Below are 18,789 nucleotides of genomic sequence, written 5' to 3'. Positions count from 1 at the left end.
CAGGAACAGCAAAGTTATGTAGCATCAAATTTGTATTCAATTGCGGAAAGTAAAATATTTCCTCATTTAAAAATTAAATCAATCTACTGCAATGAAAAGTTAATAGGTTTTGCAATGTATGGAATAGATTCAGACGATGGGAACTACTGGATTTATAGATTTATGATTGATGAACGTTTCCAAGGACATGGATATGGTAAGACCGCAATGAAATTAATTATTCAAGATATAGAAGGCAGAAATGATTGTACTGACGTAGTATGGCTTGGGTATCAACCGGAAAACGAACAGGGAAGAAGATTATATGCGAGTGTAGGATTTGAAGAAGTAGGAATTGCTCCATGGGGTGAAATGCTGGCTAAATTTAGCTTTTCTTCATGAAGCTGAAGCATGTAGGTAAAAAATAAAATATTATTTTTAGTTTCTTTCATTTTTCGAAGTTAATTTTGCAGGGAGTGAACCATCCTAATTAGATTTTAGCCAAAAAGCCCGAACTATTTACAAAACATTAATTTAATGTTCTGTAAATTGTTTGGGTTTTCAATTTATAGGGATAACTTTTACTTCAACATTTTCTTGTGATATTTATAAGTCAATTGTTTATTTACCGTATATTGGCTGAATCTTTTATTAATTAAATGAATATTGACGTGAAGTAACAAAAAACGCAATATTATTTCTTTGCGTGAACACGCAAAAAGAATGCGTAAGTAAACTTAATTTTGACGGAAAATACGGATTCTGTAGACACCAAATTCCGCTATGCTCAATGAGTACTTTAAGAAATTAAAGTTCATTTTGAGAATAACAGGAGGGGTTTTGTCATGTCTGAGGTTTACCGTAAACTTGTAGATTTTTTCAACTTGTCTGATCCGAACTATATCCGTTTCGTCCGTAAATATGAAGCCAAAACAAAAAAAGAAATTGCTTTTTACTTGTTTATTGGTTTGTTACCCGGTCTGATAGCATATGTTTTCATCTATCCGCTTCGAGAAATGATAATGGCATGGACCGACTTATCAGCTCATTATGTGCAGTTATATGTGCTTGTCCTAATGAGTGCCGGCTGGCATATGCTCGTTCCTTTCCTAATGCTACGATACAAGGACAGACTTTCATTCAAGGAATCACTCGTATACTTAGGCTTCACCAGACTTGATCTGAAAGGGCTGGTATTCGTCTTTCCGATTTTGACGATTCTATTCACGCTTTTATCGTTACCTTATGTAAAATATGTCTATCCACCATTTTTTGAATGGCTGAATGGATTCCCTGCTTTCCATATGGGGGAATGGCATGTTTTTTATCAAGGATACTATGATCCAGCTTTTCCGTTACCGTTATTGCTAATTGGCCTAATTGGAAATTTTATCGGTGAGGAAATTTATTTTAGGGGTTATTTGCTACGTAAAGTGGGACTTCTCAAGTTTGATTGGCTATGGATTGCCATCATTTTTCAACTCTATCACATGTGGCAAGTGCCAATTAACTGGGCGTACGTTCCGTTAGCCATAATGATTCCTGAAGAAATCTTAGTGAAGTTGCGCAAAAATATTTATGGCGCTATCCTGCTGCATTTATTTGTCAATTTTTTATGGGGGATGATTAACATGTATTTAGTGGGAGTTCGATAAGCTCTTAGCATGTCATTCACCTTTACTTTTATGCTCGACTAAGTGATTTATTAGAGTAATATACTTAAAGAGAGGTGAGTGGATTTGCAAAAAATAGCCCGTAAATATAATTTAGCTGTATACAGTTCAGCCTTGTTATTTTTACTTGTTGCAGGTTATATTCATGCCATTACTTTAAAGAATCCATATACTGGTTTAATGTTCCTTGAAGACGGAAACACCTGGGTCGTTGCATCCATCGATCCAGCCGGTAAGGTTAGAGAATGGGACATCCATATCGGTGACAGACTTTTGACGGTTGATGGTCAAAAGCCAGAAATAATGAAATTAGGTAATCGTGCTTATCTGAAGAAATTGGGGGTACTTCAGTTCGAGCGCGAGGGCTTGGGTCGCTTCGAATTGCGTAGTGAATTAGCAATGTCAGAAGTTTATAAAAGTTTGTATGCAGCATGCGTGGAATTGGCGCTGCTCGTTATCGGACTGGCTGCCTATAGGAACAAGCCTGAGTCCTATATGGTGCGTCGTTTTTATGCATTAAATGTATTTATGGCGGCGACGCTGCTCTCGGTCTATTCAACAGAGACTGTGCTTACTGGACTAATATTGCCTGTCGTTGTTAGTTGGTTGCCTTACCTGCTATTTGCTTTCTTCGTTGCCTTCGTATTTCGCACGGTCCCAAGGTGGATTGGTTTAGTAATGGCTGTCTATCAGGTATTGGCAGCAATGTTCGCTGTATATGCTTTACTAGTTTTCTCGCTAGGGGTCATCCCAGGATGGACCAGGAGTGCTCTTCATGCAGCACTGATTGGTACATTACTTGCCCTATTCGTCATTACTATCATATATTGGCGTACGATGGATCGCGCTGAAAAAAATCAGCTTCTTACATTTGTTGCTGCATTGACATTTGGCCTGTTACCTTACCTGTTTTTATATGCGCTCCCTGATCTACTATGGGGGGAATACATAGTGTTGCCGGATATGACATTGGCCGGTCTTATTGTTTTCCCAGCTTCCATCCTAACGTTGTGGACCAGACAAAAGCTGCTAGATATCCGTTTTTATCTCCCTAGTTTAGTTATTAATGGATTATTTTTGGGGATTGCAACTATCCTGATAGCAGCGCTTATACGTTCTAGTGCATCTCTATTAACACTTATATTGTGTGGTGCGTTTATTATTCTCACATTGCTACACCGACTTGGACTTGATAGTTTCAAACGACAGCGGAAGAAACGGGAAAATCTATTGGATCAACAAAGGTTAGAGATGTCGATTAGGCTTGCTGAGCATCGTAATAGCCGTGATCTATTACGAATGCTTGCCGAGCTCGTCCATAGCGTGACAGATATTGAAGGGCTTTGCTTCGTCTGGAATCGGGGAAGTGAAGCTATTATCTATGGAACAGGCCAATTTACCGAGACGCATACCAATTTTAGCCAACCTTCACTAACTGTTTTTGCACAAGTGATGAATCTTGTACAGCCTGATGGAAAGGTCATAGGCTATTTGGGACTTGGTTCAAAAAAAAATAATACTTCTTTTACGCCTGAAGAACTAAGCTTAATCAACAAAGTAAGGCAAGAAACCGTTAGTCTCCTGATGGGTGCTGCTTTACTCGATGAACTAAGAGGAGCGAGAAGTGAATTACCAAAGGAAACCTCAGAATACAGATTGCTAGAAGCCCAGCAGGCAGAGCGAATTCGGTTGTCATATTACTTGCATGATCATGTGTTGCAGAATCTAATTTTTCTTGCTCGCGATTTGGAAGAGTTACACGATACCGAGCGAAGTGACAGGCAGTTAACCGCCGTTTGGTTAAAATGTTTGTACGATACGCAACGTGACATCCGAAAGCTATGCGATGATTTATATCCTCACATCATTGACCAGGCGGGATTAGATGCAGCACTGCTCTGGCTCGCACGCACAGTTAAAGAGAACGGAGGCCCTGCAATTAAGTTGGACAACAAATTGCCAGCTACGTTGCCTCCATTATACAAAATGACACTATTTCGAATTGTTAGGGAGCTTGCAAATAATACGGTTAAGCACGCGAAGGCACAAAAGTTGGAAATTCAGCTATGGGAAAATGATGACGCGTTCTGTGGAAAGGTAAGTGATGATGGCATCGGATTCGATCCAGTACAAGCTAAAGACAGTACTGACTCTAAAGGATTTGGGCTTGTCACAATCAGTAGTCAAGTAGCTCAATTTGGAGGAGGTATCGAGATTGAATCGGAAGCTGAACGAGGTACTATTGTCTTTATTAGACTGCCAAAACTGGGAGGTGAAGCAAATTATGGATCAACCAATCAAAGTTCTGTTACTCGATGATCATCCACTTGTCATGGAGGGATTGAAAAATCGACTAGAGCGTGAGCAGGATATGCAGGTCGTAGAGACATTCAGTGACCCGCTTGAGGTGATTAAACGTATCGGTACATTGAAGCCGGACGTCGCCGTAATTGACATTTCAATGCCAGGTATGACGGGATTTGACTTGGCAGTAGAAATAAAGCGGACTTACGATATGGCAATCAAAATGATCGTGCTGTCGGGTTATGTCTACGATGAATATGTGCAAAAAGCTTATGAGATAGGAATACATGCTTATTTATCGAAGCAGGCGACCTATCCACAAATAATAAATGCCATTCGGCAGAGTATGCTTGGTCTGCGGCTCGTACCGGAAAATATCACTACATTACCGAGAGCTGATCAATTAACACCAACAGAAAAGGCTGTACTAAAGCAAATAGCGCTTCAGAAGACAAATAAAGAAATTGCTAGGGAGCTAGCTATGAGTCAGCGGACGGTAGAATATCATATGGCGGCAATTAACCAAAAGCTTGAGGTGAAGACAAGGGTCGGGGCGGTAGCAAAAGGCTATGAAATGGGATTGCTAGAACGCTTATACGACAGAAGCTAGCATTAAAGTGTTAATTGCTGCTATAGCGATACTTTTTACATTAGATAGTGAATAGTGAAGTAGGAATGAGTATGAGTGCCAAACGGCCCATGGCAACATTAATATAAATTTGTAATAAAGCACATAGTTAGATTAATAATTGAAGAAACGGATTTGGATTAAGAAGAAATCTCCAACTCCGTTTCTCTAAAGAAAAAATTATAGAATTACTTCTTCTCTGTAGTAAAATAAAGTAAGGATATAATTGGAAATGTTATTCCAACCCATAATGCTGTACTCCATCCTCCCTCGGCATATGCCCACCCCCCTATTGCAGATCCAATTGCACCGCCAAAAAAGAAAATAGCCATGAATAACCCATTCAGCCGACTACGAATTTCGGAACTCAACGAGAAAATCTCGCGTTGTCCGAGCACAAGATTTGCGGATACTCCAGCATCCAACAATAACGATGAAACTACGAGAACAGCTATTCCGATGGGTGAACTTGTTTGGATGATAAGTGGCAATAAAAGAGAAATAACAACTGTAAGGAGTGCTATTCCTGTTGCAAGTCTAGTAAAGCCACGATCTGCAATTCGTCCGGCTATGGGTGCAGCTACTGCACCTGCAACTCCAACTAGCGCGAATAATGCAACTTCTTTCTGAGAAAAATGAAACATAGAGCTAGTTAACAGTTGAGGAACTGTAGTCCAAAATAAACTAAAAGATGCAAATACACATGCATGATATGCAGCCCGACGGCGTAATATTGGGGTTGTTCTTAGCAAATGCCACATAGAATAGAGCAGAGCTAAATAGTGAGTGTCAGTTGAAGGCTTTCTTGTAGGTAACACCTTCGCAAGTACGATAGCTAAAATAATAATAGCTATAGCAGATAAAATAAATATGGCATGCCAGCCAAAAAAATCAGCGACTAAGCTCGATAAAGGACGTGATAGCATAATTCCAAGTAACAAACCGCTCATCACATTGCCAACAACTCGCCCGCGTGAAGAATCGGATGCAAGATAAGAAGCAAAGGGGACGAGTACTTGGGTAGCTACCGAGCCTAAACCAATGACAAATGAAGCGGCTAGGAACAACCAAGTTTGTTTAGACAGTGCTGTAATGATGAGAGCAACTGCCGTGATAAGTAAAGATGAGACAACTAACTTCCGATTTTCTAAAATATCTCCTAAAGGCACGATAAATAACAAACCGACTACGTAACCGATTTGTGTTAACGTAACGATAAAGCCAGAACTGTTTGCTGACAACCCGATTGATGAGCTAATTACTCCGACTAAGGGCTGTGCATAATACAGATTAGCAACAATGATACCGCATGCTGTTGCCAACAGGAAAGTTAACCAAGAAGGGATGTTTTTTTCAAATGTTTGTTTAGTTATATTAGGCATACTGAACAACTCCTTATGTGAAAATTTATTGTTTAAACACTAATAATTACAACGCCATGTTGTTTCCTCCCTTAAGTTTTGTTCAATTATAAATACTAAACGTATAGTATATAAAATGATTAACAACATAATATACTGAACGTACAGTTTTGTAAATAGGCAATTCCAACTTTCTGTTTTTCTATATAATTGATATACTGAACTTATAGTTTTTAAATTCCGGAAGAAAGGTGATACTTATAATGGATGGTAAAAGAGGGAGACCACGTAATTTAGAAGCACAAAACTCAATCCTATCAGCATCGTATGATTTATTATTAGAAAACGGGTTTCAGGCTGTAACTGTTGATAAAATTGCAGAATGTGCCCAAGTTAGCAAAGCAACTATTTATAAATGGTGGCCAAACAAGGCTGCTGTAATAATGGATGGTTTTCTTTATGCTGCCTCAGAAAGATTGCCTGTGCCTGACACTGGTTCGGCATACGATGATATACTTATTCACGCCACAAATTTAACGAAGTTTTTGACGAGTCGAGAGGGGACAATAATTAAGCAATTATTAGGAGAAGGACAATTTGATTCCGGATTGGCAGATGCCTATCGTGATCGATATTTTCGCCCTCGCCGACTTGAAGCAGGCAGTCTTTTAGAAAAAGGGGTAGAACGTGGTGAATTGAAAAAAAATATCGACATTGATATATGTATTGATTTAATTTATGGTCCAATTTTCTATCGATTACTTGTGACCGGCGAACCATTAGATGAATCCTATGTACAACAATTAATAGTAAACGCTTTTGAGGGAATTCGTACTATCAAGCAGTAAAAATAGGTTTACTGGAATCTTATTTTCAAACCTTAAAATAGCCGGGGGCACATATATAGTGCAAAACCTTAGTGTGATTATAATAATGAGTGATACCTCTGTAAAACAAACATTTATCTTTACATAAGGGAAACTTCATGCTATGGTATCTATTACTATTATTTACAGAAAAGAGGTGAAAGCAATGATAACAGTTTTTAGAATTTTGTTCGGTAAAAATGCAAAACTTGGAAATCGTTTGGCGTATAAAGGGAGTGGTCTGTCCTTTTTTAAGCCAAATAACCAAACAAAATCAGTTATCGGAGCTTTTTCTCTACAGCAAATAAACTTTAATTCAATGACATAAATAATGTCCTTGATTATTTGTGTAAGATTTTTTAAGCGTAGTAACACCGATAATTGTGTCGGTGTTTTTTTGTGCTTAATTTTATAAAAAAGGTTAGATGATAACTCCCTCAAATTTTACTCAAGCAAAAAAGAGTTAAATTGAAGGGTGAGAAAATATGCAACAAAAAAACAAGTATGCAAGAATTCAAGAGTTCTTAAATCAGAATAATTTCCCTAATTTTAGAATGAACCAAATTACAAATGCTATATTCCAAGGTCGGATAAATAATTTCACTGACATAACGGTTCTTCCTAAATCCCTAAGAGAAATGTTAATAAAGGAGTTTGGAGAATCGATTTTAAATATTGAAGCGTTAAAAGTACAACATTCTGAACAAGTGACAAAAGTTCTATTTGAAATTGTAGGGGATGAAAAAATAGAGACAGTAAATATGAAATACAAAGCTGGTTGGGAGTCATTTTGCATATCCTCTCAGTGTGGCTGTAATTTTGGTTGTAAATTTTGTGCTACTGGAGATATAGGATTAAAACGCAACCTCACATCAGATGAAATTACAGACCAAATTTTGTATTTTCACTTGAAAGGACATTCAATTGATAGTATTTCTTTTATGGGAATGGGGGAAGCATTAGCTAATGTACAAATTTTTGATGCTTTAAATGTTCTTACAAATCCGAGGTTATTTGCTTTAAGTCCTCGCAGATTATCAATTTCGACTATAGGCATTATTCCAAGCATTAAAAAGTTGACTCAAAATTATCCGCAGGTTAATTTGACTTTTTCATTACATTCTCCATTCAATGACCAGCGAAGCAAGTTAATGCCAATTAATGATCAATTCCCTTTATTGGATGTAATGGACACTTTAGATGAGCATATACGGGTGACCTCAAGAAAGGTTTATATTGCGTATGTTTTGTTAGCTGGAGTGAATGATTCTATTGAACATGCAAAAGAAATAGTAAATCTTTTAAAAAGTAGATATAAGAAAGGGAACTTGTACCATGTAAACATCATCAGATATAACCCAACTTTTAGTTCACCTATGAGATTTGAAGAAGTAGGTGAAAATCGTGTTGAAAACTTCTATAAAGAATTAAAGTCAGCAGGAATTAACGTTACGATAAGAAGTCAATTTGGCATAGATATAGATGCGGCTTGCGGGCAATTATATGGAAACTATCAAAAAACAATTACCGAATAAATAAAGGTGAAGGTAATGGTCAGAACTTGGGAAGTGCCATAAAAGCTAATGATCAAGAAGAAAATAGGAATGTTACAGTAGAAAAAAAGTGGATTATAAAAGATACGATGTAATCCAAATTGGATGACCAATAAAAAAACAAGGTGAACTTGGGGGGATATGTTATATAGGTTCATTGCGCTAAACTCCTTCTTATATAACTGTAAAGGAATAAGCTCATTCCTTCTAAAGTATTGAATACGTTTTTTCCTAGAAGATATACTACTTATGCAAGCAGAAATAAAAAGCAATAGGAGGCAATATCAAATTTTTTAGGGTTGTAAGTTCATTTTGATATTGGCCGTGTAACAGCACTTGCGTTAGCGTGTCAGGTTCATCAGGTGCGATTGAAACGTAACCTGAATCAAATCTGGGATATATTTTAGAACATTACGTAGGAGGAACTTACTATGAGATTTCAAGATAAAGTTGTCATTGTAACAGGAGGGGCAAGTGGTCTTGGAGAAGCTACAGCACTTGAATTTGCAAAAGAAGGAGCGAAAGTAGCTATCGCCGATGTTGCAGATAAGGGACAAGCATACTCTGATGAATTGAATTCAAAAGGCTACGATACAATCTTTGTAAAGACTGATGTATCAAAAGAAGACGAAATTAAAAATTTAGTTTCTACAACGGTTGAAAAGTTTGGGAAATTAGATGTTATGTTTGCAAATGCTGGCATTAACATTGAGGCTGATGTACACGATCTAGATTTAGCATCTTGGCAAAAAGTAATTGATATTAATTTAACAAGTGTCTTTCTTTCAGATAAATATGCAATTGAACAATTCCAAAAACAAGGTACTGGTGGAGTTATAATTAATACTGGTTCTATTCATAGTCTAGTTGCACGTGATGGTCTTGCCCCATATTCAGCTTCAAAAGGTGGCATTAAAATGCTAACTCAACAAGTAGCTGCTAGATATAGTAAAGAAGGAATACGTGCAAATGCTATAGCTCCAGGCTATATTGAAACACCGCTTATGAACACATTATCACAAAATGTCATTGATAGCTTGGTAGGTCTTCACCCAATGGGACGTTTAGGTAAACCTGTAGAAGTAGCCAAAACAGTATTATTCCTAGCTAGTGATGATTCATCATTTATTTCAGGCGTAACTTTACCAATTGATGGTGGTTACACAGCTGTTTAATCTTTATAATTAAATACACATTTATCATGAACTGCATCCTACTTGTTAGCTATTAACTAACAATTGGAGATGCAGTTTTTTATTTTCACTTATGATTTAATAGACTCATTGCTAAAAGAAATATTATAGAAAACATCGATTCTAATAAAGGTTTGGGGAAAATTCCTAATTGTTTTTCGAGTCTTTTTTGTACACTAAAATAAAACTAGCATCGATACAAAAAAATTGACGGGTAAAAATTAAATAGATATTATGGATATATTAAGTCCTTAATATGGTGGTGATAAGATGAAGCTAACAAAAGCAACTAATTATGCTCTCCACACAATGCTATTTTTAGCTATTAATCCACCCAATGAGCATATTGGGGTGGCAAAATTAGCTGAACGACAAGAAGTTTCAACGACCTATCTATCTAAAATACTAACAAAGTTAGTAAAGTCAGGAATGATTGAATCTGTCTCAGGTGCAAATGGAGGCTATAAATTAAAAAGGGGATGGGAAAAACTTTCATTACTCGATGTTATAAAGGCCGTTGAAGGTTTGACCCCTATTTTTGATTATTGTTTGAATCATAATCCTGATTGTTTAATTCAAAAGGCGATTGAATCAGCTGAGGAAAAGCTGTTGGATGAATTGGATCACACACTAATTGTCGATCTAGCTAAAAAAATGAAGGAGGCATCACCTATGTAATGGTGATGTTTTTCACCCTAATTGTAGATATTAAAGGTCTTTAATATATTTTATGAAAATGGAGGAAAGCAGATGTATCAATACGATTGTATTATTATAGGCGGTGGGCCAGCTGGTTTAAGTGCCGCTTTAACTTTGGGTAGAGCACGAAGGAAAATACTTTTATTTGATAATGGAACAAATCGAAATCGTGTAACACAGGAGTCCCATGGATATGTAACAAGAGATGGAATAAAACCTCATGAATTTAAAGAAATTGCTATTACAGAATTGCAGTCTTATCCATCTATTTCAATTTCAGATCAGACAGTTATTGAGATAAAAAAAGATGATCAACAATTTGTAGTGAATACATCAAATAATATTTCATATCTGACTGAAAAAATATTATTAGCTACTGGTATACAAGAGGAGTTTCCCATACCACAAATCAGACAATATTATGGTAAGAGTTTATTCAGCTGTCCATATTGTGATGGTTGGGAGCTAAAAGATAAGCCATTAGCTATAATAGCAGAAAGCGAAGCACACATTAATCATATGACCAAGTTGCTGTATAATTGGTCACAGGACTTAATTGTATTTACAAATGGTCATCAACTTTCCGATATCATACAAAATGAATTTCAACGTAAAAAGATAATGGTATATACGGCTATTATAAAAAATTTACATGGAGACGAAGGTAATTTATACAGTATTGAATTGGAAACAGGTGAAAACATTGTAAGAAGTGGTGGTTTCGTAGTTCCAAGTTTTTATCGTCCAAATAATTTGGCTATACAGTTAAACTGTCAAGTTGATGAAAACGGAGGAATTATAACAGACAATGCAGGAAGAACAACAGTGAGTGGAGTATATGTTGCAGGTGAAACTGAAAAAGCAGGACCCTCTTCCTTGATGATTGCCGCGGCTGATGGCTTTAAAGCTGCTACAAGCATAAACTTAGATCTAACATTATTGAGATTTTAAATTAAAAGCTGATGAGTTGAAAATACAAACTCATCAGCTTTTGTTATAAAAGAGGTTTACATTTCTGATCGAAAGTTGTTACCTAGCTCGTTACCCAGACCAAAATAATGTCGGAAATTATAAATAAGAGGACTCCATTTATTGGGGTCGATATGATGATCTTTTATAATAATGTCCGTATGTGCATGTACATGTATCGTTTGAGTTTCAACGATTGCAAAATCCGGAGAATAATTAGGAATGCGTATATGTTTTACCTTTGCCTCAATTTGTATGGGGCACTCCATAATACGAGTAGGAATGACTGTTGTAGACTCAATAGGTGTTAATCCACTAATTGCAAACTTATCTTTTCTATAAGTAAAGCCAATCTGTTTCTTAAAATCTGGCACTATATTTTTTCCTGTATATGGGGCTAACTGTTCTACATTCTCCCATAGAGAGGGATCAGGAATATTAATAACACATTCGGGATGTCGTTCTAAATTTTCGATTGCTTTTCCACCAAGCCCTATACCTAAGACAATACAATCTCCTAATGCCCATGACGAGGATAATGGACTAATATTTACTGTTCCATCCTCATTCAACGTAGTCAGTAAAATTACTGGAAATCCATAATATAAAATTTTTGGGTTAATCATTTTTGTGTTTGGATTCGTTATTTGCATCTTTAGGTCCCCCTACAATCTGTTTTTATTTGCTAACTCATTGTAAAATAGAAATATTTCCATTTGCATCGAAGTGTCGATTACATAAATAACTATATTCTTTAAAGAATCTTAAGAATATGATGAAATTAATAAATCCAGCTACACTGGTGGGGCAGGGTTGCTAGAAAAAATGACTGCTAAAATAATAAATCTGTATTCTGAAGAGTAGTTAAAAAAATTTATGTTAATAATAGTACTAAAAGGACGTTAGTCAAATGTTCTTCAATTTTCTAATTGCATTTGTTCTTCCATGGCTTATTGCTTCCATGCATTTATTTAAAAAAGATAGTTTATTAATCGTATTAGTCGCCCCTTTTTCTAGTGTCCTAGCTTATTTTATAAATACCATGGCTTACAATTTTGGTTTTTGGGAGGTAGCCCCTTTTCCAGAGCAAAAAAATCTTGCTTCATTGCCTTCAGAGTTGGGGATTTACCCTGTATTAGCTTGTTACTTAGTTTTTCTTATAAGAAAGTTTAAAAGGACTTATATGGTTGTTGTAATAATGACCGTAATTACAACATGTTTAGAACAAATTTTTGTTCTTTTCGGGTGGATCATTTATGAAAATGGATGGAATATAGTGTATACATTATTCTCCTATCTGTTGCCCTATCTTGTCGTATATTGTTATTACAGATACTTAACAAAATTATCTATGTTTGAATAAAATTGAACCTATTGTTAACCTGTTTGTTTTTATTTAGAGAATGGTCATCTATTTATAGGATAAAGCCAGGGAGCTCATAGAATGAAGTGAGTTACCTGGCTTTTTCATATGTAGTAATTGATTGGTCGGTTTTCTGTGTAAGGAATAAGAATCTCGTGTTTTCTATTTTTGAGACTTATGACCTGGGTATATTATAACTTTTTTACATATCCAAGTACAAAACCGTTGTTATAAATAGGATAAGAACTATTTACCTACCTATGAAAATGCTACACGAAAAAGAAAATGTAATAATTTGTATTACATTAAATGATATCGGATTACTAAAGTGTTAATTATTGGTATGCCTTTGTTGCGATAGTATAATTTTTACCAAAAAATGTTGTTTCATTACAAAATGTGGATTAAAATGGGTATCAGCTCAAAATGGTTTATTGTGAAACTATTTTAAAATTGAGTTTGAAGTTTCTGATTATTGAAATTATGGAGGAAGAAATGAAAAAGAACTTATTATTATTACTGTCACTTACTTTCGCTATCGCTGTTATTCTTAGTGGATGTGGAAAAAGTGAGGAAGAAGCGAAGAAAGACAATGATGCGAAAAATACGCAAGAGGAACAAGGACAGGAAAAAGAACATTCAGATAAAAATGAGGAAGATAAGAAAGAAGAAGAACCAACTAAGGAATCAGCAGATATTACTTCTTTAATCTCTTATATGGAAGAGGAAACACAAGGGACAGCAAAAGTTCTTTATGAAAATAAAGAGCCACAAGTCCATAAAATGGAGGATGTTTCAATTTCTCTTGATAGCTACTCGTTAGTTGAATTAAAGGACTTCCACACTGATTTTGCTATTCCATTTAACGATGAAACAAATGGTGGGGTTATTTTAGCAAAATATACAGTGAAAAATGACATGGATAAAGATGTCTACTATATGCCAAGCTTAGATATTACTTATACAGGAGCACCTAAATACTATACTAATTATAAGGATTTAATTCCAGAGGATCAGCAATTGCCTACAAAATTAAACTATCAAACAGGTTATGAGCTGAAAGCTGGTGAAGAGGTAACTGGCTACATTGCATATCCATTCGGAGAAAGTCATTTAGCGAAAATCAATGAGTTAGGTTCAGTTACAGTAATGGTTCCACTACCAATTACAGAGAAAGATAAATATGATACGTCTATTGGTTCAGAAGGCCGATTTAATTTAGCAATTAATGCACAAGGTTCTGAGAAGGTTTCTAGTAACGCTGCGTTCTATCAAGATAAAGCAACGATGGACAACATGGGTGAAAAGAAAATGCTGAAGGAAAAAAGTAATATCAACGACAGCAAACCAATTGGTGATGTCAATGCAGTGTTAGAAGGGTATCAATTTACTGCATTTACCCCAAATGAAGTGGAAGCACCACGTTTTTCTAATTTCACAAATGGCGTAACATTATTAACAGTTAAATTTAAATTAGACAATAAAACGACAAGTGAAATTGGTTTATCGTCTTTGTCCTCAAAATTAACAGTGAATGATGGCACTCAATATTTATTGGATGAAGGAATGCTATTAAATTATGGCTATAAAGATGTCATTAAAGCTGGTGAAACGGGTGAACTATTACAAATCTATGTGCTAGATCAAGAGCAGTATGAAAAGATTTGGAAAGATAAAGCCTTTGAAATTGAATTAGGTCCAATTCGTAACCAAGGAGCAGAGGATATTTCTAAAGGGAAAAAAGCAACGTTTATTCTACCAAAATAAAAAACAAAGAGGAAGGCATGAGTCCATTACAGGGCTTAAGCCTTTTTTTGTTTAAAAGATCGTTGAAAAAAATAGAACCTTTAATTAATACAATTAGGACCCTATCAAACATATAGTAGACAGTTTGTTGTTATATTAAGAAAGTATTGAACGTAAATACTTTTTCTACATGAAATCTCTTAAACATGTAAATATTATCTAACTTTTGTCATCAAGTAATCAAACACTCCTGTATTTTGGAATTTTTTAATGAAGAAATTACCTACATAACCAATACAGTATTAATATTACCTTATTTTTAGCATTTATTTATTGGTAATGTAGTTATAATATTGTCTTGTAAAGCAAATTACAGTTGGATTGGGATATTTAATCTTGGAAACTTAGGAAGATTGCTTTACATATAATTGGTTGTAATTATTATTTGCGAGAACAAATTATACATATTTTAAAAACTAAATAGAGCGATAATATTGTTTTCACAGAATAATATAATTTATTAAAATTCTGGAGGAATATACTATGACAAAACAAAACAAAGGTCGTAAATTTTTCGTAACTACTGCTACTGCAGCATTAGTAGCATCAGCAATCGTGCCAGTAGCATCAGCTGCTGAATTTAACGATGCAGATAGCATTTCATCTTGGGCTAAAGAAGCAGTTCAATTTTTAACTGACAAAGGCTTCATCCAAGGCGATGAAAAGGGGAACTTCAACCCAGCTGGTACTCTAACTCGTGCAGAAGCTGCTGAAATCTTATCAAAAGCATTAGACTTAAAAGCAACAGGAACTGAAGATTTTTCTGATGTAGATGAAAATGACTGGTTCTATAATGCAGTACTTGCAACTTCACCTGAATTATTTGACGGTATGGGCAATGGTAAATTTGAACCGAAAGCTCAATTAACAAGAGAACAAGCTGCGAAAGTAATCGTAGAAGGATACCAATTAACAGGTAAAGCGGATTTAAGCCAATTCGCGGATGCTTCTAAAGCTTCTAAATGGGCTGTATCTTACTTAGAAACAGCTGTAGAAAACGGCGTAATCAACGGTAAAGGTTCATTATTAGCTCCACAAGATAAAATTAGCCGTGAAGAATTCGCTACAATGGTAAAACGTACAATTGATGCAACAGTAAAAGAGGTAACTCCAGCTGTAGCTTCTGTACAAGGACTTAATGCAAAAGAGCTTGAAGTAAAATTCAACACAGCTGTTGATGCAAAAGATGCTGCTGTGACAGGTAAATATGCGATTGAAGGTGTAGCGATCACAAAAGCAGAAGTATCTGAAGATGGCATGTCTGTTATTTTAACAACTAATAAAGAATTAAAATTAACAAATGGTAAAGTAACTGTTAAACCAATCCAAACAAAAGCAGATACTAAAGTTTTAACTGAAGAGTTTAACAAATTAATCACATTTGCAGACACAACACCTGTTAACGTTAACTCTGTAGAAGCAAAAGGCACTACAGCAGTAATCACTTTCGATGAGCCTGTACAAAGTGAAGGAACAGTAAGCTTAAATGGTGCTGAACTTTCTAAAGATCGTTATACTTTATCTGGTAAAACTTTAACTATCAAAGGTTTAACTGCTGAGCAAGCTTATAAAGTAGATATCGTAGGTGCAACTGACTTCGCGAATAATATTGCAAATCCAATTGCTGTGAATTTCACAGTTCTAAAAGCAGACGCTGATAATTCAAAACCAACTGTTTCTACAGCAGTAAACGGTACAGAAATTACGTTTGATTTCTCAGAAGAATTAAAGAAACATGATTTTGTTGTTGATAAAGAGACAACTATTAAAGGGTATGCAAAAGTAACTGTTGGATCAACTGTTTTCTATTTAACAGATGCTGATATTAAAGATACAGAGGATAAAACTGTATTCACGATTGATGCAAAATCTGCATTAGGTACAGCTACATTCATTAATACAAACATTAAAGTAGAGGGACAAAAAGATTTAGCTGGTAATGCTGGAGATGCATTTGAGTTTAATGCTATTCTATCAAAAGATTTAACACCTGCTTCACTTGTATCTGCTTCTACTAAAATGTTAGTAGCTGATGATGTAAATGCTACTACAGATGTTGATGCACTATACCTTACATTTAGTGAGCCAGTAAAAGTAGATGGCACTTTAACAGTTAAAACGCAAAACGGTATTGCTTACACTACTGGAAAAGAAACAGCAGTAAAAGCAGACGCTGGTTTCGATGTAGATGGTAACGGTAAAATTGAGGGTGCAGAGAAAAACACTGTAAAAGTTGACATTGATTTAGATAGCAATTCATCTTATACATTTGAATTATCTGCAAAAGCAGTGACAGATTTAGCTGGCAACGTGACTGCAGATACAGTTACTTTCAATGTAACAACAGGCGTGTTTGAAGCTACACCTGAAACACCTACAGATTCATTAGTATTTGGAGCTACACCAGTTGTTGTAACAGATAACAATGTATTCACTGTTGAATATGCTGCAGATGTAACTGCAACAGCAACAAATGCTGCTAACTACACACTTGGAGGAAAAGAACTTCCTGCTGGTACTCAACTTCAGTTTGTAGATGGTACTAAAAAAGTAAGATTCACTTTACCTGAAGGTTCTATCACTGCTAATGGTAATTATGTACTTGAAGCTATCAATGTAGTAGATACAAAAGGTAATACTCTTAAAGGTGGAAAAGTGACAACTCTAGTAGCACTTAAAGAAAATGTTGTACCTGTTGCTACTAAAGTAACTGCAGTAGATAGCAAAACATTTACAGTAGACTTCTCTGAAAATATTGCTGACCAAGCTGCACCAACAGGAGTAACAGTTAAAATTGCTGGTTCAACTGTAGAACTTGCTTCTGCTAAAGTAGAAGGTGGTAAACTTACTGTAACAACTAAAGCTGACTATACATTAACAGACAGCATTGTAGTTGAATTCAAATCAACAAACTTAGTTGACGCTAATAACAACAAAGTGAAAGACGGATCTATTGCTAAATAATTAAACCGTTCAAATTTTGAAACCCCTGTAGAGAATAATTCTACAGGGGTATTATTATTAGTTTCTTCTATAATATAGGGGGTTAATTCAAACGATAGCTTTCAATTATTCATGTGAATGACCGTATATTTAATAAATTATTTGTAAGGAAACTTCTTCGGAATTGGTCCAAACGCAATCCAATGATAGTTAAAAAATCTGCCTATCAATAGCACAAGAATCCATGGGATAAATAGGGCAAAGATAAAGCCCCCAATACTCCATAAATGAAAGATAATACTATTGCCACTTAAATTGATTTGTCTATAAAGGAAAAGGAAAAGTGGATGCAAGAGATAGACACCAAATGAAACTGTTCCTAGATTAATTAAGACATTTACAAAGCCTTGGTTCCATTTATCATAGATCCAGAAGGATATTTGTAATAAGACAATACAAGCAGTCAAAGATTGTAGCTGAAAAACTAGTTCAAAGATGATGCTGTTCGTTAAATAGGTTTGAGACGAAAAGACAAAGTAATATAAATAAACATTATATATAGTAGAAAAAAGCCAGATTGCCCATATAAAAAGGGTTGGTATTGGGAAATTTTCTTTCTTTAAATGGAGCCATTTTTTATATTGTTCAAAATAGATGCCTAAAAATGCACCGGCTAAGAAATAAAGAATATACGAGAAAGAGATACTGCCTCTATAGGGATACTGCCAAAACTCAGCATTTAATAGAATAAAGACCCATTGAAGGGCAAAGCCAATCCAAATTAAATGAGGAGATAGGGCTGGTTTTTTCTTTAACATATACAGGAAGAGTGGGAACATGAGATAGAACTGCACAATAATAAAAATATAGTATAAATGTGTGTACGCTTTCCCAATCAAAAGCTTCTTAAGAAATTCCACACTAAATAGAGCATTCCATGTTACTACTAAATCACGTGACACAAAAAATTGCGAAGCTGCATAGTAGAAAATAGAAAAAAAGAGGTAAGGAATGAGTATTTGTGTTACTCTCTTCTGATAAAAACGAACGATAAGCTCTTTTGTTAAATCTTTTTGTATATAATTGTAAAATAAAACAAAGCCACTTAAGAAAATAAAAACTGGCACAGCGAATTTCGGGAAAATATTAAAAAATACATAAAGTGGATAAAGTTTCGAATCACTTGATAAAACTGTAACAGGTGTACTGGTTGAATGAATGAGAAGTACAGCTAGAATGGCTAATGCTCTTGTGATATTTAATTCATTAATATGTGCTCGCTTCATACGATCATCTCCAAATATTGATTATAGTGTTGACTTCCCATATTGCTACATACATACTCTATTGTTATGCGAATAAGTGCTAAATTAGACAATCTTAATCATTAGTATTTGAAATAGATGGGCATCTATGACTAACTATAGGGAGCTATTATGTCAGGCAGATGTC

16 protein-coding genes are annotated in these 18,789 nt (G+C 35.2%); 13 read left to right on the top strand and 3 right to left on the bottom strand.

The window, feature by feature from the left end; all coding sequences use genetic code 11:
- From RT445_RS07535 to RT445_RS07520, 4 genes are all read left to right on the top strand, one after another.
- The coding region (locus tag RT445_RS07535) for a GNAT family N-acetyltransferase (RefSeq protein ID WP_313470329.1) at positions 1-381 on the top strand (381 nt) is incomplete at its 5' end.
- Between the two features lie 443 nt (positions 382-824).
- Entirely contained in the window at positions 825-1,634 is an 810-nt protein-coding gene (locus RT445_RS07530; RefSeq protein ID WP_274796262.1) for a CPBP family intramembrane glutamic endopeptidase, read from the top strand.
- An 84-nt stretch (positions 1,635-1,718) separates the two neighbouring features.
- The gene (locus tag RT445_RS07525; protein ID WP_313470326.1) at positions 1,719-3,971 is read left to right on the top strand and encodes a sensor histidine kinase; all 2,253 of its coding nucleotides are present in this window, start codon (positions 1,719-1,721) and stop codon (positions 3,969-3,971) included.
- Positions 3,937-4,566 carry a response regulator transcription factor gene (locus RT445_RS07520; protein ID WP_274796264.1) on the top strand — a complete coding sequence of 210 codons (630 nt, stop codon included), beginning with the start codon at positions 3,937-3,939 and terminating at the stop codon, positions 4,564-4,566. Before RT445_RS07525 ends, RT445_RS07520 begins: the two co-directional genes overlap by 35 nt.
- Before the next feature lie 206 nt (positions 4,567-4,772).
- Here the strand turns inward: RT445_RS07520 and RT445_RS07515 are convergent, their stop codons facing one another.
- Positions 4,773-5,966 carry an MFS transporter gene (locus RT445_RS07515; RefSeq protein ID WP_274796265.1) on the bottom strand — a complete coding sequence of 398 codons (1,194 nt, stop codon included), beginning with the start codon at positions 5,964-5,966 and terminating at the stop codon, positions 4,773-4,775.
- Positions 5,967-6,208: 242 nt separating this feature from the next.
- Between RT445_RS07515 and RT445_RS07510 the strand changes: the two genes are divergently transcribed.
- The 6 genes from RT445_RS07510 (at position 6,209) to RT445_RS07485 (ending at position 11,207) form a co-directional block, all read left to right on the top strand.
- Positions 6,209-6,793, top strand: coding sequence for a TetR/AcrR family transcriptional regulator (locus tag RT445_RS07510; RefSeq protein ID WP_274796266.1), 585 nt, complete (start codon positions 6,209-6,211; stop codon positions 6,791-6,793).
- A 184-nt stretch (positions 6,794-6,977) separates the two neighbouring features.
- Positions 6,978-7,139, top strand: a complete 162-nt coding sequence (locus RT445_RS07505; RefSeq protein ID WP_274796267.1) for a hypothetical protein — start codon at positions 6,978-6,980, stop codon at positions 7,137-7,139.
- Between the two features lie 157 nt (positions 7,140-7,296).
- On the top strand, positions 7,297-8,346 hold the full coding sequence (locus RT445_RS07500; protein WP_312505736.1) for a Cfr family 23S rRNA (adenine(2503)-C(8))-methyltransferase: 1,050 nt from the start codon (positions 7,297-7,299) through the stop codon (positions 8,344-8,346).
- Positions 8,347-8,795: 449 nt separating this feature from the next.
- Positions 8,796-9,539 carry an SDR family NAD(P)-dependent oxidoreductase gene (locus RT445_RS07495; protein ID WP_274796269.1) on the top strand — a complete coding sequence of 248 codons (744 nt, stop codon included), beginning with the start codon at positions 8,796-8,798 and terminating at the stop codon, positions 9,537-9,539.
- A 288-nt stretch (positions 9,540-9,827) separates the two neighbouring features.
- Positions 9,828-10,235 (top strand): Rrf2 family transcriptional regulator, encoded by a 408-nt coding sequence (locus RT445_RS07490; protein WP_312505733.1) that lies wholly within the window; start codon positions 9,828-9,830, stop codon positions 10,233-10,235.
- 72 nt (positions 10,236-10,307) lie between these two features.
- Positions 10,308-11,207, top strand: coding sequence for an NAD(P)/FAD-dependent oxidoreductase (locus RT445_RS07485; protein WP_313470318.1), 900 nt, complete (start codon positions 10,308-10,310; stop codon positions 11,205-11,207).
- A gap of 56 nt (positions 11,208-11,263) precedes the next feature.
- On the opposite strand, the gene RT445_RS07480 is transcribed toward RT445_RS07485, so the two are convergent.
- A complete protein-coding gene (locus RT445_RS07480; RefSeq protein WP_312505729.1) occupies positions 11,264-11,878 on the bottom strand; it encodes a flavin reductase family protein in 615 nt (204 codons plus the stop codon).
- A gap of 257 nt (positions 11,879-12,135) precedes the next feature.
- On the opposite strand from RT445_RS07480, the gene RT445_RS07475 reads away from it, so the two are divergent.
- The 3 genes from RT445_RS07475 to RT445_RS07465 all read left to right on the top strand — a co-directional run bounded on the left by RT445_RS07475 (position 12,136) and on the right by RT445_RS07465 (position 17,358).
- On the top strand, positions 12,136-12,588 hold the full coding sequence (locus RT445_RS07475) for a CBO0543 family protein (RefSeq protein ID WP_313470315.1): 453 nt from the start codon (positions 12,136-12,138) through the stop codon (positions 12,586-12,588).
- Between the two features lie 495 nt (positions 12,589-13,083).
- Positions 13,084-14,355 carry a DUF5068 domain-containing protein gene (locus RT445_RS07470; protein WP_313470312.1) on the top strand — a complete coding sequence of 424 codons (1,272 nt, stop codon included), beginning with the start codon at positions 13,084-13,086 and terminating at the stop codon, positions 14,353-14,355.
- A 522-nt stretch (positions 14,356-14,877) separates the two neighbouring features.
- Positions 14,878-17,358: an S-layer homology domain-containing protein gene (locus RT445_RS07465; RefSeq protein WP_274796276.1), complete on the top strand. Its 2,481-nt coding sequence runs from the start codon at positions 14,878-14,880 to the stop codon at positions 17,356-17,358.
- Positions 17,359-17,495: 137 nt separating this feature from the next.
- Here the strand turns inward: RT445_RS07465 and RT445_RS07460 are convergent, their stop codons facing one another.
- Positions 17,496-18,623, bottom strand: a complete 1,128-nt coding sequence (locus tag RT445_RS07460) for an acyltransferase (protein WP_313470308.1) — start codon at positions 18,621-18,623, stop codon at positions 17,496-17,498.
- Positions 18,624-18,789: the final 166 nt, after the last annotated feature.

It is taken from the genome of Lysinibacillus sp. (assembly GCF_032093475.1).
Lineage (GTDB): Bacteria > Bacillota > Bacilli > Bacillales_A > Planococcaceae > Lysinibacillus > Lysinibacillus irui.
This window is presented reverse-complemented; position numbering and strand designations above follow the sequence as displayed.

Bases quoted from the DNA above. Each gene is read 5' to 3' on its own strand.
- RT445_RS07530 (WP_274796262.1), top strand. From the start codon at position 825: ATGTCTGAGGTTTACCGTAAACTTGTAGATTTTTTCAACTTGTCTGAT.
- RT445_RS07520 (WP_274796264.1), top strand. From the start codon at position 3,937: ATGGATCAACCAATCAAAGTTCTGTTACTCGATGATCATCCACTTGTC.
- RT445_RS07515 (WP_274796265.1), bottom strand. From the start codon at position 5,966: ATGCCTAATATAACTAAACAAACATTTGAAAAAAACATCCCTTCTTGG.
- RT445_RS07510 (WP_274796266.1), top strand. From the start codon at position 6,209: ATGGATGGTAAAAGAGGGAGACCACGTAATTTAGAAGCACAAAACTCA.
- RT445_RS07505 (WP_274796267.1), top strand. From the start codon at position 6,978: ATGATAACAGTTTTTAGAATTTTGTTCGGTAAAAATGCAAAACTTGGA.
- RT445_RS07500 (WP_312505736.1), top strand. From the start codon at position 7,297: ATGCAACAAAAAAACAAGTATGCAAGAATTCAAGAGTTCTTAAATCAG.
- RT445_RS07495 (WP_274796269.1), top strand. From the start codon at position 8,796: ATGAGATTTCAAGATAAAGTTGTCATTGTAACAGGAGGGGCAAGTGGT.
- RT445_RS07490 (WP_312505733.1), top strand. From the start codon at position 9,828: ATGAAGCTAACAAAAGCAACTAATTATGCTCTCCACACAATGCTATTT.
- RT445_RS07485 (WP_313470318.1), top strand. From the start codon at position 10,308: ATGTATCAATACGATTGTATTATTATAGGCGGTGGGCCAGCTGGTTTA.
- RT445_RS07480 (WP_312505729.1), bottom strand. From the start codon at position 11,878: ATGCAAATAACGAATCCAAACACAAAAATGATTAACCCAAAAATTTTA.
- RT445_RS07475 (WP_313470315.1), top strand. From the start codon at position 12,136: ATGTTCTTCAATTTTCTAATTGCATTTGTTCTTCCATGGCTTATTGCT.
- RT445_RS07470 (WP_313470312.1), top strand. From the start codon at position 13,084: ATGAAAAAGAACTTATTATTATTACTGTCACTTACTTTCGCTATCGCT.
- RT445_RS07465 (WP_274796276.1), top strand. From the start codon at position 14,878: ATGACAAAACAAAACAAAGGTCGTAAATTTTTCGTAACTACTGCTACT.
- RT445_RS07460 (WP_313470308.1), bottom strand. From the start codon at position 18,623: ATGAAGCGAGCACATATTAATGAATTAAATATCACAAGAGCATTAGCC.